Consider the following 23,636-nt stretch of genomic DNA (forward strand, 5'->3'; position numbering starts at 1 on the left):
ATTTAGGATAGAATTATGAGGTTTTTCGTCATCTTAAAATAAAACTTATCTTGTGACCAAAACAAAACTTAATTATCTTTAACTAGAACTTTTCGCAGCTCGGATGCGTTTATGCTGACACATTTAACTCTGATCAATTTTGCATTAGCCGACCATTTAGCCATCGACATTGAACAAGGCTTTAACGTCCTGACGGGTGAAACAGGTGCTGGTAAATCTTTGCTGCTAGACGCACTATCAGCATGTTTAGGTGAACGAACAGACACCAACTATGTGCGCTATGGATCAGACAAAGCCGATGTGACAGCGACCTTTAGCTACCAAGAGCACAGTCCTGAAGCACTGTGGCTCAAAGAACATGAGCTGGATGATGAGTCTGGAGAAATCCATTTACGTCGCGTGATTTTTGCAACAGGTCGTAGTAAGGCATGGATTAATGGACGTCCGAGCAGCTTATCCGAATTAAAAGAAATTGGCCGCTTATTGGTTCAACTCTATAGCCAACACAGCCAACAACAACTTTTAGAACCCCCCTACCCAAAACATTGGCTGGATCGCTATTACAATTTTTATCAACCTGCTCAAGCCGTGCGTGATGCCTATAGCAAATGGCAAAAGGACATTCGTCAGCACCAAGCAGCGCTCGATGCCCAAGCCACACGTAAGCAACGGATAGAAACGCTTGAACTTCAATTGGAAGAACTTGAAGACGTTGTGCAAACGGACTACAAAGAAATCGAGCAAGAATTTGACCGTCTCAGTCATCATGAACATATCATGCAAGATTGTAGCTATGGTCTAAATGCCCTCGATGACGCCGAGCAAAATATCAATCAAGAAATGGGCGCGATCATTCGTCGGATTGAATCACATGCAGGACGTAGTGAACAACTTTCTGAAATTTATACGTCGCTGCTGAACGCTCAAAGTGAAATTGAAGATGCGACAGCAAATTTACGTCAGTTTATTGATCGTCAAAGTTTCGATCCTGAACGTATGGACGAATTAAACACTAAACTCGAAGTTTTCCATCGTTTAGCGCGTAAATATCGTACTCAGCCTGAAGATTTAAAAAATGATTATGATGCGTGGCAACTTGAGCTTGAGCAATTACATCAACTTGAAGATCCTGAAACCTTAGCTGAACAAGTGGAAGTGTCTCATCAAGACTTTTTAGCCAAAGCACAGCATTTGGATGATATTCGTCGTGAAGCATCTATCCCATTGGCGAAGCAGTTGACTGAACAAGTGAAGCAGCTCGCGCTCCCAGAAGCACATTTTGAATTTAAGTTTGAACTTCTAGAACAAGCTTCAAGTGAAGGTTTAAGCTTTATTCAACTCCTGTTCACCGCAAACAAAGGGATTCCTGCTCAGCCTTTAGCACGCGTGGCATCGGGGGGTGAATTGTCACGTATCGCCTTAGTCATGCAAGTGATGAATGCTGAAAAAACCGAATCCGAAGTCTTAGTCTTTGATGAAATTGATGTCGGGATCAGTGGCGGAACGGCAGAAATTGTCGGACGTTTGTTGGCTGATTTGGCACAGCATGTTCAAATTTTATGTATTACTCACCAAGCCCAAGTCGCTGCTCAATCTGACCAACATCTTTTGGTGAAAAAACGTCAAACGGATCCTGCAAGCAGTACCATTATCGAATTAGAAGAAGATGATCGGATTCAAGAGCTGGCTCGAATGACCGGTGGGGTGGAGATTAGTCAAACGACCTTACAACACGCAAAACAATTACGACAATTAAAATTTCAACATAGTTAATTTTAATTGTTTTCAAAAAAGCCTGTGGATTAAAAACTACACAGGCTTTTTTCTTAAACACACTATTTGACAATTCCCTGATACACAAAGGCTTTCGAGCCTAAGGTATAGCGTAAATATTTATACTGCGGCTGATGTTGTTGATTGAGTAACATTACATCCACGTGTTTCGGACTGATTTTGAGATATTCATTCCCGCTACGACGATCGGTTTCATAATGGCAGTCATAATCTACCGAGATTTGATCTAGTTTCTTTTGCTTAGGTTGAAATACATAAGATTTAAGTAACTGTTTTGGTCCAACTTCAACAGCTCTTAGATGATGTAGTCCACTGCAATTATCACCTTTATAATAACTCTTCACCAAATATACGGTTTTATTTTGGATGTTGATCGGTAAAATTTGATTGATATAGCCTGAGTCAAATTGATCTAAATGTTGCGTTTTTCCCGTTGCATATTGCACATAGCTGCTCCACTCCCCCATGGTGCCTCCGCCAGACACATCAAAACTATAAAATTTTAGTTTTTTATCCGGAGAATATTGCACATGAACAAAACCTTGCTTTTCCAGTTGCGTAAATCCGTAGTGAAAACTGCTGGGATCTGCCGCAATGACATCCACAATTTCACGTTCTATCGCTGCATTGACCTCATAAAAATTTAAGTTTTTATATTTTTTAATCACCTGAGATTCATGTTTTTGTAAGTCAGCGCTTCCTGCAAAGCCTGAAATAGGTAGGCTTGCACAGAGTGCCATCCCTATTATTTTTGAAAAATGTGTCATTGTTGCACCCTCAGTTTATCCTGCTATTTTAAGCAATCTCAGTCATCCATCACGTATAACTTCTCCTCACTTTTGTACTGCTGTTGTTCAAATCACCAATCATCTCTTCACAATTCACCACATTGCAGACCTGCCTGCACGATGACGATTTTGATCATGCCCCTCACCGGTCGAGCATGACAAATATTGAATTTGCAGAAAAACTCATTGTTGAAAACTTGTGAGTCTAGTATGTTGATAAATACAACGTTATTCGAATGCAATTCACCCCAAAAATTAAACTTACCCCAATAAGGAGAAGCCATTAGGTGACTAAACAATACCTCACACACCGCTGCCTGATTGCTCCACCCGAAATGAACGATGAATTCTTTGCCAATACGGTGATTTATTTGGCTCGACATGATGAAGATGGCGCTCAAGGCATCATTATTAATCGTCCATCAGGTTTACAGATCAAAGAACTCTTGAATGATTTGGAAATTGAGGCAGATAATGTGCATCCTCATGAAGTGTTGCAAGGTGGACCTTTGCGCCCAGAGGCAGGTTTTGTTCTTCATACCGGTCAACCGACATGGCATTCGTCTATTGCTGTAGGTGAAAATGTTTGTATTACCACCTCTAAAGATATTTTAGATGCGATCGCACACAATGAAGGTGTGGGTCGCTATCAGGTGGCCCTAGGCTATGCCAGTTGGGGTAAAAGCCAATTAGAAGAAGAAATTGCTCGGGGTGATTGGCTCATTTGTGACTCAGACATGGATTTAATATTTAACTTACCTTATGACGACCGCTGGGACGCTGCCTATAAAAAAATGGGGGTAGACCGCATGTGGTTATCATCTGAGATTGGACATGCCTGATTTACCACAATATCAAATGATTATGGCCTTTGACTTTGGCACACAAAAAACAGGAATGGCTGTAGGACAAGCCCTGATTGAAAGTGCAAATCCCCTACCACTCTTTCCCATGAAAGATGGCATTCCCAATTGGGATAATCTACTCAAGATTGTGAAACAGTATCAGCCGGATTTGTTTATCGTGGGTCTACCGCTCAATATGGATGATAGCGAATCTGAACTCTCCACACGTGCGCGTAAATTTGCACGACGCCTTCGCCACCAAACCAATATTGAAACCTTGATGGTCGATGAACGCTTAACGACACGTGAAGCGCGTGATGAATTAGATCATTATCAAGCCCAAGGCCGTGCGAAGAATCTTTCTGCCGACAGCCTTGCTGCAGCATTATTTATTGAAAGTTGGTATCGAAATCCAGTGGGACTGAAACCTTAAGCGCTTTCAACAAACAGGCAAATAAAAAAGCATCCGAAAAAGGATGCTTTTTTATGCGCAAGATTGATCACTCAATGCTGCGCAAATGAAATGATTGGGGATAACTTAGTTTTTATCCACAATATGAATCGTGGTGGTTCGACCCGCGACAAAAGCCAGCTGATCATGCGGCACTTCATCCAGTACAATTTTCACTGGTACACGCTGTGCCAAACGAACCCAACTAAAGGTTGGATTGACATTAGCCAGTAAACCATCAGTCGATGTACGTTCACGGTCTTCAATCCCTGTTGCAACGCCTTGTACATGGCCTTTATAAACTTCAGAACTTCCCATCAGTTGGATTGTTGCAGGTGCGCCAACATAGATTTTATCCAGTTTGGTTTCTTCAAAATATCCCACAACATACAATTGTTGACGGTCAATTAAGGCCGCTACGGCTTGGCCGACTTTGACGTAATTCCCTGCTTTGAGTTCAAAGTTAGACAATGTTCCATCAGTCGGTGCAACCACTTCCGAACGGTTTAAATTCAATTCAGCCAAATGCAAACTGCTATTCGCCGCTTCAATCAGGGCTTTTTGCTGCACCACACTGGCTTTGGCTTGTTCAATCGCTGCCTGAGTTTGTTCATGCTCTGCATGTGATTGATCACGTACTGCAAACATTTGATCTTGTTCTTGTTTTGAAATCGCACCGTCCATCAAACTTGCATAACGATTTGCATTTTTATCTGCAAGATTAATATTGGCTTGTGACTTCACTAGATTGGCTTTAGCTTCAGCAAGCTGCGCTTCAGCCCCTGCCAGTCCTGCTTTGGCTTTCGCCAAGTCAGATTTGGCTTGCTCAACATCCAAAGCTTGACGTGCCACATCTATACGAAACAGCACTTGGCCTTTTTTCACTTGTTGGTTGTCTTGAACTAAAACGTCTGTGACCAAACCTGAAACATCCGATGACACTTGAATCACGTCACCACGTACCCGTCCATCACGCGTCCATGGTTCCGAATTGTAATAGTCCCAAATATGTTTCAGCGCAAGTAATGCACCGCATAGCACGATTATCAACAATACAGGCCGAACATATTTTCGGACATTCAAATGGGTCATACGATTACCTCAATCATTTCATTTTTTAGGGGCTTAGAACTGGCAGAAAATAAAGATTTCATGCACCAGCCAAAGCAACATCACAAATACACCCAAATAAAAAATATTGAGCATCGGCACCCAATCTGGCGCCATCCATCGGTCAAGCAAACGCATGATGACCCGCAATAACAGATAGGCCAATACCGCTTGAATCAATAGAATGGGCACATAGACGCCATATACATTTAGCTCACCCATGTTGTGCCTCGACCTGTAAATTATCTGGTGTTTGCTGTGTTAGGACATGACACAAACTGCTTTGAATATTGTTCAGCGAATACTGAATTCGATGCATAACATCATCGTTTTCCACACCCTGAACAGCCTGATTCAATCGTTGAATTCGCTCTACAATTTGCTGTTTCAAGCTCATAGACACATTCTTTTGCCCTTGTTCCATGGCCCGAAAATAGTCATCTAAATCTTGTTGTAACTCTTCGAGTTCGCTGACCAGTGCATCATTCGGATCGAGTTTATTCATGAGTTCTTGCAAGCGGGTTAAATCAATCACAGCACTGGCTTCCACCAAAGCCCACTCGATCTGTTGTTTTAAATTCCCTGATTGCACCATTTTGCTGTTTAGGATGCCGATTCGGTCCAACATACTGCGTAAATGCACCCGAAACGGTAAGCCATACGGCAGATATAATGCCTGACGCAGTGCTTTGTAATGCTGTGAAAGTATGCGTTGGGCCGTCATATCCGGTGACATCGCACGCACTAAATGAATAATAAACACCGAAATAATGGGTCCCAAAACCGTCCCAATCGATGCATCGAAGAAAAACACCTGATCAAGGCTAAAGCGGTTTTGAAAATTCAGCCCCATGATGGTGCCCATCAAAAGCGGCAAGCTGATCCCGACCAAAGGCGGATGTAAAAATAGCATCAGACAGAACATCACAAACGGTGCTAACACCACGATCAACTGCCAAAAAGCGGTCACATGCGGGAAAATGCCATTGGCGTAGATGAACACCATGAAAGCCGCATACATATTGGCGCGAATAAACATTTTCAATGCAGGAACAGGGTTATCCATTGCAGTTAAAATACAAGCACTGATTGCAGCCATTTCGGCCATCATAAATCCAGCTTTCCAACCACTAACGATCCAAAAACCCGTAGAAATTAAAATAATCAAACATGCGGACACCCCGCCACGAATGGCAACACCTGCATCTCGATGCAAAGTCGGATAATGACTATTGCCCAAGGCGGTCAGTGTGGCAGGTAAAGTGGAGTCGCCTTGCTGTACCCCCTGCCAAAGCAAGCGAATCGCACGAATATTCTGAATAAAATGCCGAATATCCATTTTTAGACTACCTAAAATCACCTGTTGTGATGGCAATGCCTGTGCCTGAATGTGTTGAAAATCTTGCTCAAACTGTTCAGGCAATTGATTGAGTTCACTTTCCTCAATCTGATGTTGATCTAATAAAAACGCGGCAATATGTTCATGGGCTTGCTTGAGTGCCGTCCGATAATTTGCATCCAGACCATCTAATTGTTTCATCCGTTCAGACATGGCCACCAAGTTGCTGACCAACAAACTCAACTGATGCAAGATTTCCTGCAACGGACGTGTCATGCCTTTTAAGGTGGATTTTTCATAAGACAAATGCACCGCCATGACATGTATATCGGCGATATCTCGTGCAATATTGCCGAGATTTTTAGAATAATTTTTTAGCTCGGCAGGCTCTAATAAAATCTGATCAAAAATTTCTTTGGTATCGGCAAAGGTTTTGCTCACCCGTGTTTCGACGGCAGGGCCAATATGCATTGGAAATAATGTCGTGGTCACGATGGCACTACAGACCACACCCACCGTAATTTCGAGAAAACGCCCCAAGGCCATATCGAAAATCGAAGCAGTATCAATAAAATACACCACGTTAAAACAGATAATGACCGTGGTATAACCCGCCAACATGGAAACATAACTACGAGGCGTGCGGTCTAGCAATGACAAATACAGGCAAAACCCAACCCAAACCGCTAAAAACACCGTAAACAGTACAGGCATGTGGATGAGATGTGGCAGTGCCACCACCGACACGGCCGCCCCTAAGAACGTCCCTAATACACGATACAAACTTTTTGAAGACGTCATGCCTGAATATGGATTCGCGATCACGAAAACGGTGCCAATCGCCCAAATCGGATAAGCCAAATTCAGTACAAAGGCCACATACAATGCCAACATGCCCGCGATGAACGTTTTGGTCGCAAAAATCCAGTCCATTTTATTGGGCCGAAAAGCGAGTATTTGTTTCGTCAGCAGCATGATGGATCTCGGTGGTTTGCTTCTTTTTAGTGAAAACGACCTCGTATCGAATGCTTAAACATTCGACAGCACAACCTGTATCACGGCACAGGAATGACTAGAAATTTCAATAAGTAAAGAAGCGATTCAAATCGTATTTCAAACCATTTGAATACAAAAAGTAATGTGCAACATTGCCTGCGCATCGAACATATGGGGCAATATTTATTCAATATAGGATATTTTCATAGCAATTTTGCTAAAAAAATAAATAATAGTCAATATAAATATCTTATTTTGATAATTTAACTATATTTTAAATGCATATTTTAAGTTTTTCTTATGCTTTTATCAGGATGCCCTAAGAAACCCTGAGATATTTCAGATTTGTTTCATTTCCAATGTAGAAAAGCGCAACATCAGGCCGAGCAATTTGTTATAAAGTAACTTAACGATTCATTTTTTATTGTGACCAAGCAGGTTCTTATGGCGCTTTCCAGTTTTGGTAAAATTCTCACCGTACTCGACTTATTTTCAGTTGCTCGTCCCATCATCAATGTCGACATTATTAGTGAAGAATTAGGCTTATCTAAACCAACGAGCTATCGCTATTTAAAAGAACTGGTTTCTGCTGAATTATTGCAGCGCCTCAGTGGGACTTCTGGCGATTACACACTGGGTTCAAAAATTGCTGTGCTTGATTTTATTTCTCGCACCACCGATCCATTGGTGCAAATTAGCATTCCCTTCATGAAAGAAATTGTGGAACGCACAGAGTCTTGTTGCTTATTGACGCATCTGAATATCGACTCATGTATTGATGTACATCATGAACTGTATAAGGACTATACTGCCTTGGCATATGGTCGAGGTAGCCCACGTCCAATGTACAAAGGCTCATCGTCTAAAGTGATTTTGTCGCAGTTACCTAAGCAACGGATTTTAGATTATTACCACCGTTTTGCGGACGAGTTATCTCAAGTTGGTTTTGCGCATAATGAAGAAGAATTTATGCTGCAAATGAAAAAGATTAAAAAGCAGGGTTATTATTTTTCCAATGGTGAAGTTGACCCGAATATGTCGAGCTTATCGATTCCGATTAAATTTTCCAGTAAAGAACCCCCGCTTGCTTTGACCCTATTGGCGTCTAAAAATCGTTTTGAATTTATGAATTTTCAAAAAGTCGTAGAAATGATGCAAGACTGTACAGCGCGTATTGAGAAAAAATACAGCAGTATGATGGAAGAATCGGACGCCATTTAAATCTGATCAGATTGCGCACAACTGATGCGATGTTGTAAAGATGATATTTAATTAATCTGATAAACCCATATTATTAATTGAATTTATTAATTATAAATATTGGATAAATTATCATAATATGATTATTGTTCTTTAGCAGTCATCTCAGCCATGTGTTCCATGATTTCAGTTGATTGTCGCTATACTCTTCCTCAGAGAAAGAAAAAAGCTCATCTAGATATGGGCTTTTTTTACGGCTGTTGATCATAGAAATAACGAAAGGTTAAATTCACCCTCGGCTCGGTCACTTTCATCGACTTCATTAGGGCATGTTTCCAATACCGTTGGGTTTTCCCACGCATCACAATCAACTGTCCACTTTGCAGTAAAAGCTGTACTTTCTCTTGAGTGCTTTTATGTTTAAAGCAAAACTTTCGGCTTGCACCAAAACTCAAAGATGCGATCACCACCTGCTGTGTGGGTGAAAGCAAAGATGGCTCATCATCACTATGCCACCCCACCGCTTGCGTACCATTTTCGTATAAATTGGCCAAACAGGAATTAAACGTCTGACCCACCCGTTGCTCAATATATTTCTTTAAGCGCAGTAAAGCCGGATTCCAGATCAATGCCTGCTTTTGCATGCCTGAATAGTGATACTCATAATGAGCATCTCCATACCAAACCACTTTTCGTTCCGTTTGAAAATACTGTCCATGCAAAATGACTTCATCATGCTGCCAAGCCAACTGCGTGAGGAAATAGCGTAAATATTTTTCACTGTCTTCAGCATTGAAGATCAATCCATAATCTTCAACTTCACCATCATAGGGCAACAGATTTGCATGCGGTTCAGGCGTAAATAATTCAAAATTCATCGGTTCAACTCAACACTGTTTGGCACAGCAGCGTGATGCTGATGTCGTGAGCACATTTAAAAAATATCTTAGCCGAAAAACTCTCGTCACAAATCAAAACATTGTCATTACTTGTCGCATAGAATTTTCAGTCTTAGACTAAAGCTCATATTCACAATAAAAATAATTGCTTATGAATCTGTGGCAACTTTTCCAAAAACTACGCCCATTCGTACAGCCATACCGCTGGCTGGTGGTCGTGACGCTGATCTTGACCTTAATTGGCTCACTTACGGCACAGGTAAATGCCCTGACACTCAAATATGCCGTAGACAGCATCAATCAGCTTTTGCAACAAGGTCTCGGTCTAGCCAATGGTTGGCATATATTAATCACCATCAGCGTGGTCTTACTAGGAAAAGAAGTCATCAATGCCATCGTGCAATTTGGACAAAAATCGTTTGGTGAAAAGTTACGTATTTTAATTTCTCAGGATTTGTCCCAAGGCATTATTGAAAAATTTATCACCTATCGATTGGCATTCTTCGATCAACAAGACAACCAAGCAGGTAAGCTCCAAACTCGAATTGATCGGGGTGTCAGCTCGCTCACACGATTGGTTCAAATCTTTTTTATTGATATTTTACCATTATTTACCAGTGCCATTATTGCACTGGGCTTAATGTATTATGCCAATGTTTGGGTTGGTGTGGTGGCCACAATTATCGTGCCGATTTATTTTTGGCTGACCTTCAAACAATCACAAAAACTGGCAGGCAAACGCCGTGCCCTACGCGATAATTTTGAAAAGAAAAATCAGGGTATTCTGAGTATTATCAATTCGATAACGGTCATTAAATCTTTTAACAAAGAAGCCGTCGAATCGAAAAAACAATTAAATCTGCAAAAGTCGCTGACTGAAAACCAAATGCAGACACGGCAAACCAGTTATATCTTTGACGGACTCAAAACCTTTATCGAACAGGTCGGTGTGGTACTGATCATCATTCTGACAGCCTATTTTGTTTTGGATGGGCAAATGAGTATCGGGATGATTATGTATCACGTGTTGTTATTTAATAACGTCTCTGCCCCTATTCGCTCGCTGCATCGTATCTATGATGAAATTAACTCTGCGATGATTTATTCGGAAAGCTTCTTTAATATCTTAGAAGCGGATCATGAAATTGAAACCAGTGGCACTGCCCAACCTACGATTCAAGGTCAATTTGAATTGAGCAATGTCGACTTTAGCTATCCCAATGGTTTTCAGGCATTGCACCGCATCAACATGACCATCCAACCGAATAAAATCACCGCATTGGTTGGTTTATCTGGCGCTGGTAAATCGACATTAATTAGCTTATTAGATAAGTTTTATCATCCTCAAGCGGGCAATATCAAACTCGATGGCATCGACCTAGAACAAATTGATACGCAGTATTTACGTGAAAATATTGGTTTGGTTTTACAAAAAAATCATATTTTCCCAGGTTCAATTTTTGAAAATATTCGCTATGGCAAAAGTACAGCCACAGAGCAAGAAGTCTTTGATGCAGCACGAAAAGCCTCGATCCATGATCAGATCTTAAAACTTCCACATGCCTATGAAGCCGATGCCCTACTGCTTTCGGGTGGACAACAACAGCGCATTGCCTTAGCACGCATGTTCCTGAAAAATCCACCGATTATTTTCTTGGACGAACCGACGGCTAGTTTAGACGCGATCGCTGCTGAACAAATTAAAAATAGTCTGGATCAAATTAAACAAGGGCGTACCGTCATCATGATTTCACATAGTTTGTCGCAAATTATCGATGCCGATTACACCTATGTGATGAAAGACGGACAAATCGTAGAACACGGGGAGCATCATGATTTGTACCATCAAGAAGGTGCCTATAAGCAAATCTTCGATGCGATGGCGAAAAGTTTAAATATTGACAAAATTGCCCGGACTTTTGAGGAAGACGAAGAAACACATAGTTAATTTTAGACCGAAAAAAGCCCATCGTTTGATGGGCTTCGTTCATATTTGTTTTATTCAATTAACGCTGAACTTTTTGCTCAATTTCTTCAACACTGGTGTGACGGACATCTAGACCTTTCACCATATAAATCACCTGTTCAGAGATATTTCGAGCATGGTCACCAATACGTTCAAGTGAACGCAGCACCCAAAGTACATTCATCACCCGAGTAATATGGCGTGGATCTTCTATCATATACGTCATGAGGGTACGGGTTGCCGATTGATACTCGCGGTCAATATCAGCATCGGCCAAAAGGACACGTAAAGCCTGATCTACATCCAAACGTGCAAAGGCATCGAGCGCATCATGAATCATCACGCGGACTTGGTTGCCAATATGACGTGTTTCCATATAGCCACGCGGTGAACCCCCCTCTTCACACAAGCTTTGTGCAATACGGGCAATTTTTGCCGCTTCATCACCAATCCGTTCTAAATCGGTGTTGGCTTTCGACATCGCAATCACCATGCGTAGATCAATTGCAGCAGGATGACGACGCGCCAAAATTAGGGTAAGCGCTTCATCAATTTCAGTTTCCATACGGTTCACCGTATTGTCTTGAAATTGAACATCAATCGCCATTGTTGCATCCGTATCCAATAAGGCATGAATGGCATTTGCAACCTGCTGCTCCACTAAACCACCCATGGTCATAAATTTGGTATGCACATCCTGCAACTCTTCATTGAATTGCGAAGAAATATGATGGTTTAAAACAGGATTATTAGGCAAAGCGAGTCTCCACTACAACGTGAATCGGCAGATTTTAGTGCCATATTAAAGCATATTGATTGTGAAACTTTTATGACCATGGATTATTTCTTTAGTAGGATCGATGGCTGATTTTTCTGATCGACCAACCACGCATTCATTTCCACTAAATCAGCTTCCGTTAATTTCCCAACAGAGGCTTTGAGTTGCAATACATGTATTAAATAATCGTACTTGGAATTTAAATAATCTTGACGGGCTGAAAAGGCATTACGCTGTGCCAGCAGCACATCAACCATGGTTTTCAGACCTTCCTGATACTGGGCTTGTGAGGCCAATGACACTTGCGCGGAAGAATCCATCGCGGCTTTACGTGCCTGTAATTTACTTTGATCCGTTTCGACTTGCATATAAGATTTTTTTACATCGGTTTGTGCTTTTCGAATTGCTGCATCCACCTGTGCTTGGCTTTTTTCAACATTGATCGCCGCTTGCTTAATGGATTTCTGTGTCCGTCCACCATTAAACACATTCCAGTTCATTTCAATCCCCACCTGATCAAATTGACCATCTTGCGACATGATGGATTGTGGACTTTGCTTGTTATACCCATAGGTCCCTACCGCTTCAATCTGAGGATATAAGGCGGCCTTTTCAACGCGTTTACCATCTTCCGCATAACGTTGTTGCATACGCGCTTGTAAAATACCTAGGTTCTGTCCCTGAGCCAGTTCTTCCCACGCTTGTACATTGTTTGGAATCGGTTTTTCAAACTGAAAATCTTCACGTAACACCGCCAAATTTTCTCGATATAGCCCAATCAATTGCTGTAATTGTTCCTGCGCCAAAACCAATTGAACATTGGTTGCCATGCGGTTTGCCCGTGCATTTTGATATTGTGCATTGGCTTCACTGACATCACTTTTTGCCACTAGGCCTTCTTTTAATTTGCCATTCATCATGCGCAGCTGTTCAGATAGCGCCTGTTCTTCTTGTAGGTTGGCAACCGTCAATGCTTGCTGGCGTAGAACATTAAAATAAGCTTCAGAGACATTTAAAATATGATCTTGTTTTTGAATCCGCAGATTAATTTCACTTAAATTAATCGAGGTCTTTACTTGCTTCAGCCCTTCCCATGCATCCCAACGAAAAATGGGCTGACGGGCAGTGAGCGCAATTTGTCTTGTTGTGGTGCTGTCTGGCATGATCAGCCCGGCTTGAGCGCCGCTTTGGTTGGAATTTTGATTTTTTCGGGTCACATTTCCGGAGATTGTTACCGTCGGGAGTAAGTTCCCATTGGCAATCCCCAAATTCAATTTATCCGCTTCATATTGTAGTTTATTGGCTTGCCAATTGGGGTCTTCTTGTTTTGCACGTTCATAAGCTTGCACAAGATCTAGCGCACACGCCCACTGACTCGTGAAAAGTAAACAAAGACCCACCACAACTTTTTTGTTCATTTTTTTTGTAAATTCCTAATATTCAAATACCCGAGATTGAATATTCAAGCCTAAAACTAAGCAGATACTAATCATATCCTTGCAAATTTCCGTATGATTTTTATTAATTTTTTATATCAAATGCGACAAAACCAGATAATTTAAGTCGTTTTCGGACATTACTCACAACGCTATAACAAAGAACTGTACAATAGTACACATATTGCGCGTGTTTCATCTATAGAATAGTCGACATTCCATCGGACAATACCACTTCTATAGCGCATCGAGTTCCAGTGTCAAAAATTTTTCAGCTGCCTGCAAAGTTTAGTGCAATGTTTTTATGTTTCAGTATGTTGAATGGATGCCAACAACAACCTGAACCACAACCTGCACCAGAGTTTCCCAACAATAAGACTGTTCAAAAAGAAGCAGTCGATTTGTCTTTGCTGTGCAAAAAACTTGAAAAAAATATGCTGGAAATAGACGATCAACGCACAACTTTTGCTTTAGAACAAATCAACCAAGATCTCAAAGTCTGCTTGCCGCTGTTAAAAGCGGACGAACAAAAAAAATTACTGCGCTTGTCCAATCAAATGTATCGCAACTTTTTACATGTTGAACGTACAGCTCAACAGCAAATGGCATTCGAACAATTTGCTTTTGATATGGCTCAGCATCCGACCATTCAACAAAATCATTATGAACAGCTCACCGCCCGAGATCAGTATTTACTGAAACATAAAGGCCAAGCCTATGTGGAATTGTTCGATGCAGGTGAAGGACAATTACGCTATCGCCGTAGTCCTGAATATTTAGCCAAAATTTTTGCGCCGTATATGGAAGAATCTGAGCAAGTCTTTATTGAAAAACTGGCTGAACAAAATGCACAACCTGCCTTGTTGCAACAAAGTTTAGCCATTGAGCCGCAAGAGATTGCTACACGTGCAATTTTTTGGGAAGACTATCTCAAGCAATATCCAGATAGCCCATACAAAAAAGATGCACAACAATTACTATATCAATATAGTCAGTTGTTATTTATTGGTTCGGCACATAGTCCAGTTTCCAATGACTTTTCAGACCGCCTCAGTATTCAAGCCAGTTCTTTAGAAGAAATTGAACGCTTGGCTCAATTAAAAAACTCCAAATTGGCAGATCAGGCGCGTTTATTTTTAAAATTATTAGATCAAAATACTGCTGCATCTAATCAGCGATCAGAAGCGCAGTTGTTGAATTTAATTGGTGTCCGTAATCCTGATCCGCATTATAAGAAAGACTGTTTTAGCGACGCCATCTGTGTAAATCAGTCCTCTACTTAGCAAAATCCAAATCAATTGCACACGAGCCTAGCCAAAATTCTGCACAGCAAAATTGATGAAAAATAACACTGTTTTAAAACAGCCTTCATGCTAGTATCCGCACAAAGCTTGACGGAGCGCAGGTAATTTCCTGCTGAGATCATCTAAATTTAGTTCGCTAAATTTAAGGATGAGTACCGTTGAACCTGATCAGGTTAATACCTGCGTAGGAATCAAGCCATCTAAAAACTTAAGCCCTTCTTATCTCTTGGTGTTACGCCTTTATTTTCAGGTGAATCCATCAGATAAACCGCCACGTTTTTGGTCGTGCTTGATTCGTTGATGTCATTCATAAGGATCATTGCAATGAACCAATTAACGAATCTCACCGCTTCAGATCGCGCTGCTCAACATGAACAAGATGCTAAAGATCTCACTCGTATTCTCCCTGCATCAAAGAAAGTCTATATACAAGGCTCACGTCCTGATATTCGCGTACCAATGCGTGAGATTAGCCTTACAGATACGCCTACAGGTCTGGGTGGAGAAAAAAATCTGCCCATTATGGTCTATGACACCTCTGGTGCTTATACCGACCCCAATATTCAAATTGACCTGAATCAAGGTCTACCCAATGTCCGTGAATCTTGGATTGAGTCTCGAAATGATACGGAAATACTCGATACCTTAACTTCAAAATTTGGGCAAGAACGTCTTCGAGATATTCGTACTGCAGAGATTCGTTTTGCGCATATTTCAAAACCGCGTCGTGCTCGTCGTGGACACAATGTCTCTCAAATGCACTATGCCAAACAAGGCATCATCACCCCTGAAATGGAATACATTGCGATTCGTGAAAATCAACGTCAGCGTGAAGGTGTTGATATGCGCCAACATGCCGGTCAAAATTTTGGCGCCCGTAATTTAACTGAAATCACGCCTGAATTTGTACGTCAAGAAGTGGCTGAAGGTCGTGCCATTATCCCTGCCAACATTAACCATCCTGAATGTGAACCGATGATTATTGGTCGTAACTTCTTGGTGAAAATCAATGCCAACATTGGTAACTCAGCGCTCGGCTCAAGCATTGATGAAGAAGTGGCAAAAATGACGTGGGCAACTCGTTGGGGCGCTGACACCATTATGGATTTATCGACAGGTAAAAATATCCATGAAACCCGAGAATGGATTATTCGCAACTCACCTGTACCCATTGGCACCGTACCGATTTACCATGCTTTAGAAAAAGTTGACGGTGTCGCAGAAGACTTAACCTGGGAAATTTTCAAAGACACACTGATTGAACAAGCAGAGCAAGGTGTCGATTACTTTACGATTCACGCAGGCGTGCTGCTTCGTTATGTTCCACTCACCGCCAACCGTTTAACAGGGATTGTGTCACGTGGCGGATCCATCATGGCGCAGTGGTGCTTAGCGCATCATGAAGAAAACTTCCTGTATACGCATTTTGATGAAATCTGCGAAATCATGAAAGCCTATGATGTGTCATTCAGTTTAGGTGATGGTTTACGTCCGGGCTGTATTCAAGATGCCAACGATGAAGCCCAATTTAGTGAATTACGCACCTTAGGTGAATTGACTCACCGTGCATGGGAGCATGATGTGCAAGTCATGATTGAAGGTCCAGGCCACGTCCCAATGCACATGATCAAAGAAAATATGGATCTACAGCTAGAGGTTTGCAAAGAAGCACCTTTCTATACCCTTGGACCACTCACCACTGATATTGCGCCGGGCTATGACCACATTACCTCTGCGATTGGTGCAGCAATGATTGGTTGGTATGGCACCGCGATGCTGTGTTATGTGACCCCGAAAGAGCACCTTGGTTTACCAGATAAAAAAGACGTCAAAGACGGCATTATCACCTACAAAATTGCAGCCCATGCCGCAGACCTTGCCAAAGGTCATCCCGGTGCGCAGGCCCGTGATAATGCATTGTCGAAAGCACGCTTTGAATTCCGCTGGGAAGACCAATTTAATCTGAGCTTAGACCCTGATACAGCGCGCAGCATGCATGATGAAACCATGCCGAAAGAAGCACATAAATCGGCCCATTTTTGTTCCATGTGTGGACCTAAATTTTGCTCAATGAAAATCACACAAAATGTGAGAGATTATGCAAAAAATCAGCAAGATATGCAGCCTTCTTCAGAATCTAATCCTGAAATTGAAACAGGTTTACAGAGCATGAAAGCGGCCTATCATGAACATGGTCAAAAGTTGTACCATAAAGTGTAAAGCTTAAAAAAAATCTTTTGTATTCAACAAAATCTCGGTTAGGATGAAATGGAAGATTTCATCCTAATTAGCGCTTATGAATATTATTAAACAGGCCACATATAACAAAAAAGATTACAGCATTGAAGGGCGTGAACATCTTTATAAAGGCTTTATTCAAGTTGAAAAAGTTCTGCTTCGACACCGCTTATTCCATCAAGACAACATGATTCCAACCATTCAGCGTGAATTGATTCATCGTCCTGAAGCAGCAGGTGTACTGATTTATAGCCATCAACAACAAAAATTTGCCTTAATTGAACAATTCCGCATTGGGGCGATTGATGATGAAACTTCGCCATGGCAACTAGAGATCATTGCCGGCGTGCTCGATGGTGATGAATCTGCTGAAAGCTGTATCCGTCGTGAAAGTTTGGAAGAATCAGGCTGTGAATTAGATGCACTACAGCATTTATTTAGTTTTTATCCCTCTGCGGGTGCCTGTGCTGAATTATTCCACCTTTATAGTGCTGAAGCTGAACTGCCCGAACATGGAGGAGTCTTTGGCATGCCTGATGAGGGAGAAAATATTCAATTGCATATCTTAAACTATGCTGATATTCCTGAATTATTAACCAATGGTCGGCTAAAAAACGCACCTGTCATTATGGCCTTGCAATGGTTACAACAACAAATACATACTACAAGGAATGTCTAAGGGGAAGGACATGACTTTAAGAGACACACCACAATACGACTGGACACTGATCCAGATCTCGGACACACATTTAATGGATCAGGAAGATCTTGAGTTTGTCCGCATGAATCCAGAGCAGAGTTTTCACGATGTGATTCAACAAATTCAGTTGAACCATCATCACATCGATACGCTTGTCCATACTGGCGATCTTGCACAAGTGCCGGTAGAGCGCACCTATGCGCGTTATCGCGAATATATGCAACAGCAGCCGTTTCCGTTTTATCAGATTCCGGGGAACCATGACGAAGCGTCTTGCTTCCCATTTCATCAACAGGAAGATCGGGCTCACTGCATCGCATTAGGCAATTGGTGTCTGATTTTACTGAACAGTGCGGTCAAAGGAAAAGTCGATGGTTGGGTATCACAACAGCAGCTAGAACAATTAGATCAGTTGCTCACAGCACACCCACAGCAACACATCATTGTGGCATGCCACCACCACCCTTTTGCCATGCAATCGCATTGGATAGATCAGCACAAATTAAAAAATGCTGAACATCTGATGGATGTGCTTTCACGCCATGACAATGTCAAAATTGTACTGTGCGGACACGTACATCAAGACTCGTCTAATCAATGGCGCAATATTCAGTTTTTATCGACACCTTCGACCAGTGTTCAGTTCAAACCACATAGTGAAAATTTTGCCTTAGATGAAGCTTTACCAGGGTATCGTGCACTCTATCTGAATGATAATGGTGAATTTAAAACGGAAGTTGTTCGGGTCAAATTGAAACAACCTCAAATTAATGTTGAAATTTCAGGTTATTAACTTTTCAATTTGATTTTTTTGCTTTACTTTATGCCTTCTAAAGGAAAAGTGATAGTTAGAATCCAAACATCAAAGACTATCAATAAGCAGAAAAAGTCTATATGATGACGACCCCCACAGAAGGAAACTCTGTGTTGGGTGGATAAAAAACTTGCATATCACCATATTTTTTGCGTATAGATATATGCATATGATGAGGAATGCCCTATATGGCGAATGACAACCAAAATCAAGTCTTAGACGAACAAACTGATGTAGTAGACGAAAAGTCTACCAAACGCGTGCGCAAATCAAAGCCAAAGGCGACTGAAGGTGGTTCTACTGCAAGCTTATTTGGTATTGAACCTTATCAGCCTAAAAAGAATGAAGAATACATGTCTGAAGGGCAACTTGAGCATTTCCGCCACATCTTATTGGCGTGGAAAGCTGAGTTAATGTCAGAAGTAGACCGTACTTTGAATACCATGCAGGACGAAAATACTGCGCTTCCAGATGTGAACGACCGTGCAACGCAAGAAGAAGAATTTGCGATTGAACTTCGTACACGTGATCGTGAACGTAAACTGATCCGTAAAATTGAACAATCAATTGAAGCGATCAAAAATGATGACTACGGTTTCTGTGAAACGTGTGGTATCGAAATTGGTTTACGTCGCCTAGAAGCACGTCCAACAGCGACTTTATGTATCGACTGCAAAACACTTGCAGAGATCAAAGAGAAGCAAAATAACGGTTAATTCTGTGTTGAGTAATTCCTCTCTAGCCCTCCCTTTAGATAAGGGAGGGAAAGCTGCAGAGCATTACGTGGGTCGGTTTGCGCCATCGCCAACCGGCCCTTTGCATTTTGGCTCTTTAATTACAGCAGTTGCAAGCTACTGCGATGCCCGTGCCCATCAAGGGCAATGGGTGGTTCGTATCGAAGATACCGACATTCCACGTATATTTCCCGGCAGCGAAGAACACATCTTACGTTGTATTGATGCTTTTCAATTCGAACCAGATACCGAGATCATTTTCCAAAAAGACCGCCTCGAAATCTATGAGCAGGTCATTACACATTTGCATGCCCAAGGCTTGGTCTATGCTTGTCAATGCACCCGAAAAATGCTCGGTTCGAATCATATCTATCAAGGTACATGTCGTAATCTTGGTCTTCCCCTTCAGGATCAGGCTATTCGAATCAAAGTCGATGCACAGAACATTTGTTTTACCGACCGCTTACAAGGGACGCATTGCTCCAATCTGCAGCAAGATTTAGGTGACTTTGTCTTAAAACGCCGTGATGGCATTATCAATTATCAACTTGCTGTCGTGGTGGATGACTACCTACAAGGGATGACCCATGTCGTACGTGGGGCTGATCTTTTGGACAATACCGAACGTCAAATTTGGCTCGGACAGATTTTGGGTTATCCACACCTTGAATACATGCACTTGCCATTGGCAATGAATAATCAGGGACAAAAACTTTCAAAACAGAATATGGCTCAAGCTCTTGATTTAAGCCAAGCGGCACCTTTATTACAACAAGCATTGCAAGCCCTACACCAACCGGCAGTCGACTTAGATACGCCACGTATTATGCTGCAACAGGCGATTGCGCAGTGGAATATTCAATATATTCCCCATGGCACAGCATTGCCTCAAATCTATCAATAAACCCAAATATTGATCTAAGCCAATCACTCGATTTTCAATTGAATTATGCTTTAATAAAGTGATCAATCGACCATTGTAGAGCCTAATGTTTTTTATTTTTGGATTTGGTCCGAAAACCAAAGTCATTGAAAAGAGCCAATTTACTTGCCCTGTCTGCCGAAGCAGAACTCAGTATGAGTTAAAACAGCAACGTAATTATTTTTCTTTATTTTTTATCCCATTGATTTCCCTTTCTAAAGCCAAGGCGAGCTTGGTCAAATGTCTCCATTGTGGAACGGAGATGCCAGCCAGTGTCCTCCACCATGCATCTCCCGATCCGCAACGAGATACCAATTTAGAAGCTTGATTCTTCTTTACTTGGGTTTACTTCTTTGGTCGTCGCATCGATCTTTAAGATCAGACTCACCATAACCGCACAGATAATCAGAGAAGACCCCCCATAACTAATAAACGGTAAGGTCAAACCCTTGGTAGGAAGCATGCCCATGTTCATGCCGGCATTCACCAAAATTTGCAGCAAGAAGATAATACTAATGCCATAAGCCAAGTAGCCTGCACGTAAGTATTGATGACGTAAAGCACGATGACCAATGCGAATACAGCAGATCAACATCACAAATGACAGCGTCAATACGGTCAAAATCCCAAAGAAGCCAAATTCTTCGCCCAAAACCGCCAACATGAAGTCAGTATGAGCCTCAGGTAAATACGACATTTTTTGAATACTATGACCCAAGCCGACACCAAACCATTCACCGCGACCAAAAGCCATTAATGCATTCGACAACTGGTAGCCTGCGCCTAATGGATCATTCCATGGATTTGAGAACGACATCAAACGTTCTAAACGGTAAGGTTCAAATAAAATCAAGAACACAAAGGCCATGATGATCGCACCAAAGGCAATTGCGAACTGAATCAACGGTGCTCCTGCGAGGAAGAATACCCCTAGCATGGTTAAGGCAATCACCACCGTCGCCCCTAAATCGGGCTCTGCCATGACCAAACCGACAGTTGCAGCCATAATCACTGCCAAACGTACCAAGCCCTTGATGTTATTGCGGACTTCTTCGGCACGCCGTACCACATAGTCTGCGGTAAATATCGCCATCATGACTTTGGCGACTTCCGAAGCCTGTAAGGTGAAACCAGCAATACGAATCCAACGTTTAGAACCATTGACCTCTGTCCCGACAGCCAATACAGCAGCCAGTAAGATAATCGTGATAATCCATAAAAAGAAGGTGTTATTAAACCAAACATTCAACGGCACTTTATAGGCGATATAGGCAGCGGCGGCGGCGGCGGCAATCGAAATCCCATGTCGTGAAATGTAATGGAAAGCATTTTCATGCATGCGTTCTGCATAGGGCATAGATGCAGATGCTACCATGATCGAACCAATACACAACAATGCCAAAACACAGAACACCAAAACATTGCGCACGTTGACCTCGGCAGGTAACCGAGGAAGCCAACGCTCTACAACTTCATTTATTCTATTTATGGTCGTCTGAGCCAACCCAGCCATACAACTTTCCTTATCGTTCTTTTAAACGAGTGCATTCACACAATCAACAAATTGGTGTCCACGCTCACTGTAGCCTTTAAACATATCAAAACTTGCGCACGCTGGAGACAATAAGACCACATCATTGGCTACCGCATTTTGTTGGCACAGCTCAACCGCTTGTTTCAAACTTTCAGCATGAATCAGCGTGGTTGTCCCTTCAACCGCTTTTTCAATAATTGGACGATCTTCACCAATCAACACCGCAACTTTGGCATATTTTGAAAGTGAATCACGTAGCGCAGTAAAGTCCTGCCCTTTGCCTTGACCACCTAAAATAATCGCCACTTTACCGCCTTTGGCTTCAATCGCAGCACCTAGACCATCAATCGCAGCTAAAGTCGCACCAATATTGGTACCTTTAGAGTCGTTATAATAACGAACACCATTCACTTCTTTGACAAATTCACAGCGGTGCTCTAAACCTTTAAAGGTTTTCAAAGTTTCCAACATGCCTTCTAGTGGCAAACCAATCGCTTCACCCAAAGCTAAACATGCCAAGGCGTTTGCCACATTATGAGTCCCTTGGATATACATGTCCGCACTTTTCAGTAAACGCTCACGACCACGTGCCAACCAAATTGTGCCATCAGTATCACGTAAAATACCGAACTGATTCATATCTGGTGCATTTAAGCCAAAGCTTTGCATTGGGGTGACATCTGGAACCAATGGACGTGTTAATGAGTCATCACGGTTATACACCACTTTTTTCACCGCTTGGAAAATACGATGCTTCGCAGTGTGATAGCCCATCATATCGCCATGACGGTCCAAATGGTCTTCACTCATGTTCAACACCACAGCCACTTCTGCTGCCAAGTTTGACGTGGTTTCTAATTGGAAACTTGAAAGCTCTAAAACATAAAGCTCTGGATCATCTTTGGTGAGATCCAAAGCTGGACGACCCAAGTTGCCACCCACTGCCACTTTTTTGCCTGCATCTGCTGCCATAAGACCAAATAAAGTCGTTACGGTACTTTTCGCATTCGAACCTGTAATCGCGACAATTGGCTTATCCGTCGCACGACGTAAAATTTGAATTTCTGAAACCACAGGAATGTTGGCTGCAATGGCCGCCTGAATTTGCGGTAATTTTGGATCTAGCCCCGGGCTGATAATAATTTCTTCTGCTTGGAGTAATAAATCTTGATCCAACTGACCAAAACTGGTTTGTACATCACTTGGAATTTGATCATGACCCGGTGGGACTGCTCGTGAATCGGTGACTGCAACGCGGTAGCCATGGCTATGTAAGAAATTCACTGCGGAAACACCAGAAATCCCTAATCCGGCAACAACCTTCAATCCACCACGCTGTATTAACATTTTCGCCCCATTTTTTTGGTCGGTTTTTAAATCTGACAAAATGTTAGCACTTTGCTGTTTTGAATGCTTTTTATGTTTTCACTTTCTCGCAGTTTTTTTGTGTCCGCTCGTAAAAAACCGCCCATCTCGGGCGGTTTCTTCAAGCAATTGAAGGTGAGCTTATTTCCACTTCACCGCTTGTACTTCAGCTTTTTTTGCAGATGAATTATCCGAAGCTGAACATCCACAACCGCCTGCACAGCCTGCTGCTATTTTTGGCTTTAACCATTTGGCTAGACTGTTCCAACCACGGTTTGCACAGTGCTCAGAAAAAGTTGTGAAGACTGAGTTCGATGTTTTTGGAAATACCTTCTTAAACACCACGACAGCACTCCAAATCACCAATACCGCAATAATTATTGATTCAAGCATGTCTCTCTCCTTTGTTCAGCTTTTGCCATT

General features: G+C 42.0%; 22 protein-coding genes and 1 riboswitch. Of the genes, 12 read left to right on the forward strand and 10 right to left on the reverse strand.

The window, feature by feature from the left end; genetic code table 11:
• Nucleotides 1–111 precede the first annotated feature (111 nt).
• The gene (gene recN, locus FTU17_RS02040; RefSeq protein WP_180134587.1) at nucleotides 112–1,773 is read left to right on the forward strand and encodes a DNA repair protein RecN; all 1,662 of its coding nucleotides are present in this window, start codon (nucleotides 112–114) and stop codon (nucleotides 1,771–1,773) included.
• A gap of 62 nt (nucleotides 1,774–1,835) precedes the next feature.
• Here the strand turns inward: recN and FTU17_RS02045 are convergent, their stop codons facing one another.
• Nucleotides 1,836–2,561: a hypothetical protein gene (locus tag FTU17_RS02045; RefSeq protein ID WP_180134588.1), complete on the reverse strand. Its 726-nt coding sequence runs from the start codon at nucleotides 2,559–2,561 to the stop codon at nucleotides 1,836–1,838.
• A gap of 308 nt (nucleotides 2,562–2,869) precedes the next feature.
• On the opposite strand from FTU17_RS02045, the gene FTU17_RS02050 reads away from it, so the two are divergent.
• Together FTU17_RS02050 and ruvX are read left to right on the forward strand one after the other, a co-directional pair.
• A complete protein-coding gene (locus FTU17_RS02050) occupies nucleotides 2,870–3,424 on the forward strand; it encodes a YqgE/AlgH family protein (protein ID WP_078189425.1) in 555 nt (184 codons plus the stop codon).
• A complete protein-coding gene (gene ruvX, locus FTU17_RS02055) occupies nucleotides 3,417–3,860 on the forward strand; it encodes a Holliday junction resolvase RuvX (RefSeq protein ID WP_078192570.1) in 444 nt (147 codons plus the stop codon). The genes FTU17_RS02050 and ruvX overlap by 8 nt, the downstream gene beginning before the upstream one ends.
• Before the next feature lie 105 nt (nucleotides 3,861–3,965).
• On the opposite strand, the gene FTU17_RS02060 is transcribed toward ruvX, so the two are convergent.
• Genes FTU17_RS02060 through FTU17_RS02070 form a run of 3 tightly spaced genes read right to left on the reverse strand, consistent with a single transcriptional unit; the run spans nucleotide 3,966 to nucleotide 7,302 of the window.
• Nucleotides 3,966–4,970, reverse strand: a complete 1,005-nt coding sequence (locus tag FTU17_RS02060) for an HlyD family secretion protein (protein ID WP_180134589.1) — start codon at nucleotides 4,968–4,970, stop codon at nucleotides 3,966–3,968.
• A gap of 33 nt (nucleotides 4,971–5,003) precedes the next feature.
• On the reverse strand, nucleotides 5,004–5,210 hold the full coding sequence (locus FTU17_RS02065) for a DUF1656 domain-containing protein (protein ID WP_180004682.1): 207 nt from the start codon (nucleotides 5,208–5,210) through the stop codon (nucleotides 5,004–5,006).
• Nucleotides 5,203–7,302: an FUSC family protein gene (locus FTU17_RS02070; RefSeq protein WP_180134590.1), complete on the reverse strand. Its 2,100-nt coding sequence runs from the start codon at nucleotides 7,300–7,302 to the stop codon at nucleotides 5,203–5,205. Before FTU17_RS02070 ends, FTU17_RS02065 begins: the two co-directional genes overlap by 8 nt.
• A 465-nt stretch (nucleotides 7,303–7,767) precedes the next feature.
• Between FTU17_RS02070 and FTU17_RS02075 the strand changes: the two genes are divergently transcribed.
• Nucleotides 7,768–8,544, forward strand: coding sequence for an IclR family transcriptional regulator (locus FTU17_RS02075; RefSeq protein ID WP_180062785.1), 777 nt, complete (start codon nucleotides 7,768–7,770; stop codon nucleotides 8,542–8,544).
• A 230-nt stretch (nucleotides 8,545–8,774) separates the two neighbouring features.
• On the opposite strand, the gene FTU17_RS02080 is transcribed toward FTU17_RS02075, so the two are convergent.
• Nucleotides 8,775–9,401, reverse strand: coding sequence for an alpha-ketoglutarate-dependent dioxygenase AlkB (locus tag FTU17_RS02080; protein WP_078192573.1), 627 nt, complete (start codon nucleotides 9,399–9,401; stop codon nucleotides 8,775–8,777).
• Nucleotides 9,402–9,573: 172 nt separating this feature from the next.
• Between FTU17_RS02080 and FTU17_RS02085 the strand changes: the two genes are divergently transcribed.
• Nucleotides 9,574–11,370 carry an ABC transporter ATP-binding protein gene (locus FTU17_RS02085; protein ID WP_180105642.1) on the forward strand — a complete coding sequence of 599 codons (1,797 nt, stop codon included), beginning with the start codon at nucleotides 9,574–9,576 and terminating at the stop codon, nucleotides 11,368–11,370.
• Nucleotides 11,371–11,428: 58 nt separating this feature from the next.
• Here FTU17_RS02085 and phoU read toward each other — a convergent pair whose 3' ends face one another.
• On the reverse strand, nucleotides 11,429–12,145 hold the full coding sequence (gene phoU / locus FTU17_RS02090; RefSeq protein ID WP_078189433.1) for a phosphate signaling complex protein PhoU: 717 nt from the start codon (nucleotides 12,143–12,145) through the stop codon (nucleotides 11,429–11,431).
• Nucleotides 12,146–12,228: 83 nt separating this feature from the next.
• Complete coding sequence (locus FTU17_RS02095) at nucleotides 12,229–13,584, reverse strand: TolC family outer membrane protein (protein WP_180134591.1); 1,356 nt, start codon at nucleotides 13,582–13,584, stop codon at nucleotides 12,229–12,231.
• A gap of 314 nt (nucleotides 13,585–13,898) precedes the next feature.
• Here FTU17_RS02095 and FTU17_RS02100 point away from each other — a divergent pair, with 314 nt between their 5' ends.
• The 7 genes from FTU17_RS02100 (at nucleotide 13,899) to FTU17_RS02130 (ending at nucleotide 20,642) form a co-directional block, all read left to right on the forward strand.
• The gene (locus FTU17_RS02100) at nucleotides 13,899–14,885 is read left to right on the forward strand and encodes a hypothetical protein (protein ID WP_180004716.1); all 987 of its coding nucleotides are present in this window, start codon (nucleotides 13,899–13,901) and stop codon (nucleotides 14,883–14,885) included.
• A 102-nt stretch (nucleotides 14,886–14,987) separates the two neighbouring features.
• Nucleotides 14,988–15,114, forward strand: a riboswitch (TPP riboswitch).
• A 116-nt stretch (nucleotides 15,115–15,230) separates the two neighbouring features.
• On the forward strand, nucleotides 15,231–17,126 hold the full coding sequence (thiC, locus tag FTU17_RS02105; protein ID WP_180134592.1) for a phosphomethylpyrimidine synthase ThiC: 1,896 nt from the start codon (nucleotides 15,231–15,233) through the stop codon (nucleotides 17,124–17,126).
• Nucleotides 17,127–17,202: 76 nt separating this feature from the next.
• Complete coding sequence (locus FTU17_RS02110; RefSeq protein ID WP_180134593.1) at nucleotides 17,203–17,823, forward strand: NUDIX domain-containing protein; 621 nt, start codon at nucleotides 17,203–17,205, stop codon at nucleotides 17,821–17,823.
• Nucleotides 17,824–17,833: 10 nt separating this feature from the next.
• Nucleotides 17,834–18,637: a 3',5'-cyclic-AMP phosphodiesterase gene (cpdA, locus tag FTU17_RS02115; RefSeq protein ID WP_180105641.1), complete on the forward strand. Its 804-nt coding sequence runs from the start codon at nucleotides 17,834–17,836 to the stop codon at nucleotides 18,635–18,637.
• Nucleotides 18,638–18,846: 209 nt separating this feature from the next.
• Entirely contained in the window at nucleotides 18,847–19,374 is a 528-nt protein-coding gene (gene dksA, locus FTU17_RS02120) for an RNA polymerase-binding protein DksA (protein WP_078189438.1), read from the forward strand.
• Nucleotides 19,375–19,378: 4 nt separating this feature from the next.
• Entirely contained in the window at nucleotides 19,379–20,296 is a 918-nt protein-coding gene (gene gluQRS / locus FTU17_RS02125) for a tRNA glutamyl-Q(34) synthetase GluQRS (protein WP_373684047.1), read from the forward strand.
• Nucleotides 20,297–20,381: 85 nt separating this feature from the next.
• The gene (locus FTU17_RS02130) at nucleotides 20,382–20,642 is read left to right on the forward strand and encodes a zinc-ribbon domain-containing protein (protein ID WP_180049846.1); all 261 of its coding nucleotides are present in this window, start codon (nucleotides 20,382–20,384) and stop codon (nucleotides 20,640–20,642) included.
• Here FTU17_RS02130 and ftsW read toward each other — a convergent pair.
• The 3 genes from ftsW to FTU17_RS02145 form a co-directional block, all read right to left on the reverse strand.
• A complete protein-coding gene (gene ftsW, locus FTU17_RS02135) occupies nucleotides 20,631–21,827 on the reverse strand; it encodes a putative lipid II flippase FtsW (protein WP_078192579.1) in 1,197 nt (398 codons plus the stop codon). The two genes, FTU17_RS02130 and ftsW, sit on opposite strands and share 12 nt — an antisense overlap.
• 21 nt (nucleotides 21,828–21,848) lie before the next feature.
• Nucleotides 21,849–23,195, reverse strand: coding sequence for a UDP-N-acetylmuramoyl-L-alanine--D-glutamate ligase (murD, locus tag FTU17_RS02140; RefSeq protein WP_180105639.1), 1,347 nt, complete (start codon nucleotides 23,193–23,195; stop codon nucleotides 21,849–21,851).
• 159 nt (nucleotides 23,196–23,354) lie between these two features.
• Complete coding sequence (locus FTU17_RS02145; protein WP_180105638.1) at nucleotides 23,355–23,606, reverse strand: DUF6587 family protein; 252 nt, start codon at nucleotides 23,604–23,606, stop codon at nucleotides 23,355–23,357.
• Nucleotides 23,607–23,636: the final 30 nt, after the last annotated feature.

The sequence above is a fragment of the Acinetobacter sp. YH12070 genome (assembly GCF_013419625.1).
GTDB lineage: Bacteria > Pseudomonadota > Gammaproteobacteria > Pseudomonadales > Moraxellaceae > Acinetobacter > Acinetobacter amyesii.

Bases quoted from the DNA above. Each gene is read 5' to 3' on its own strand.
- recN (WP_180134587.1), top strand. From the start codon at position 112: ATGCTGACACATTTAACTCTGATCAATTTTGCATTAGCCGACCATTTA.
- FTU17_RS02045 (WP_180134588.1), bottom strand. From the start codon at position 2,561: ATGACACATTTTTCAAAAATAATAGGGATGGCACTCTGTGCAAGCCTA.
- ruvX (WP_078192570.1), top strand. From the start codon at position 3,417: ATGCCTGATTTACCACAATATCAAATGATTATGGCCTTTGACTTTGGC.
- FTU17_RS02060 (WP_180134589.1), bottom strand. From the start codon at position 4,970: ATGACCCATTTGAATGTCCGAAAATATGTTCGGCCTGTATTGTTGATA.
- FTU17_RS02065 (WP_180004682.1), bottom strand. From the start codon at position 5,210: ATGGGTGAGCTAAATGTATATGGCGTCTATGTGCCCATTCTATTGATT.
- FTU17_RS02070 (WP_180134590.1), bottom strand. From the start codon at position 7,302: ATGCTGCTGACGAAACAAATACTCGCTTTTCGGCCCAATAAAATGGAC.
- FTU17_RS02075 (WP_180062785.1), top strand. From the start codon at position 7,768: ATGGCGCTTTCCAGTTTTGGTAAAATTCTCACCGTACTCGACTTATTT.
- FTU17_RS02080 (WP_078192573.1), bottom strand. From the start codon at position 9,401: ATGAATTTTGAATTATTTACGCCTGAACCGCATGCAAATCTGTTGCCC.
- FTU17_RS02085 (WP_180105642.1), top strand. From the start codon at position 9,574: ATGAATCTGTGGCAACTTTTCCAAAAACTACGCCCATTCGTACAGCCA.
- FTU17_RS02095 (WP_180134591.1), bottom strand. From the start codon at position 13,584: ATGAACAAAAAAGTTGTGGTGGGTCTTTGTTTACTTTTCACGAGTCAG.
- FTU17_RS02100 (WP_180004716.1), top strand. From the start codon at position 13,899: ATGTTTTTATGTTTCAGTATGTTGAATGGATGCCAACAACAACCTGAA.
- thiC (WP_180134592.1), top strand. From the start codon at position 15,231: ATGAACCAATTAACGAATCTCACCGCTTCAGATCGCGCTGCTCAACAT.
- FTU17_RS02110 (WP_180134593.1), top strand. From the start codon at position 17,203: ATGAATATTATTAAACAGGCCACATATAACAAAAAAGATTACAGCATT.
- cpdA (WP_180105641.1), top strand. From the start codon at position 17,834: ATGACTTTAAGAGACACACCACAATACGACTGGACACTGATCCAGATC.
- dksA (WP_078189438.1), top strand. From the start codon at position 18,847: ATGGCGAATGACAACCAAAATCAAGTCTTAGACGAACAAACTGATGTA.
- FTU17_RS02130 (WP_180049846.1), top strand. From the start codon at position 20,382: ATGTTTTTTATTTTTGGATTTGGTCCGAAAACCAAAGTCATTGAAAAG.
- ftsW (WP_078192579.1), bottom strand. From the start codon at position 21,827: ATGGCTGGGTTGGCTCAGACGACCATAAATAGAATAAATGAAGTTGTA.
- murD (WP_180105639.1), bottom strand. From the start codon at position 23,195: ATGTTAATACAGCGTGGTGGATTGAAGGTTGTTGCCGGATTAGGGATT.
- FTU17_RS02145 (WP_180105638.1), bottom strand. From the start codon at position 23,606: ATGCTTGAATCAATAATTATTGCGGTATTGGTGATTTGGAGTGCTGTC.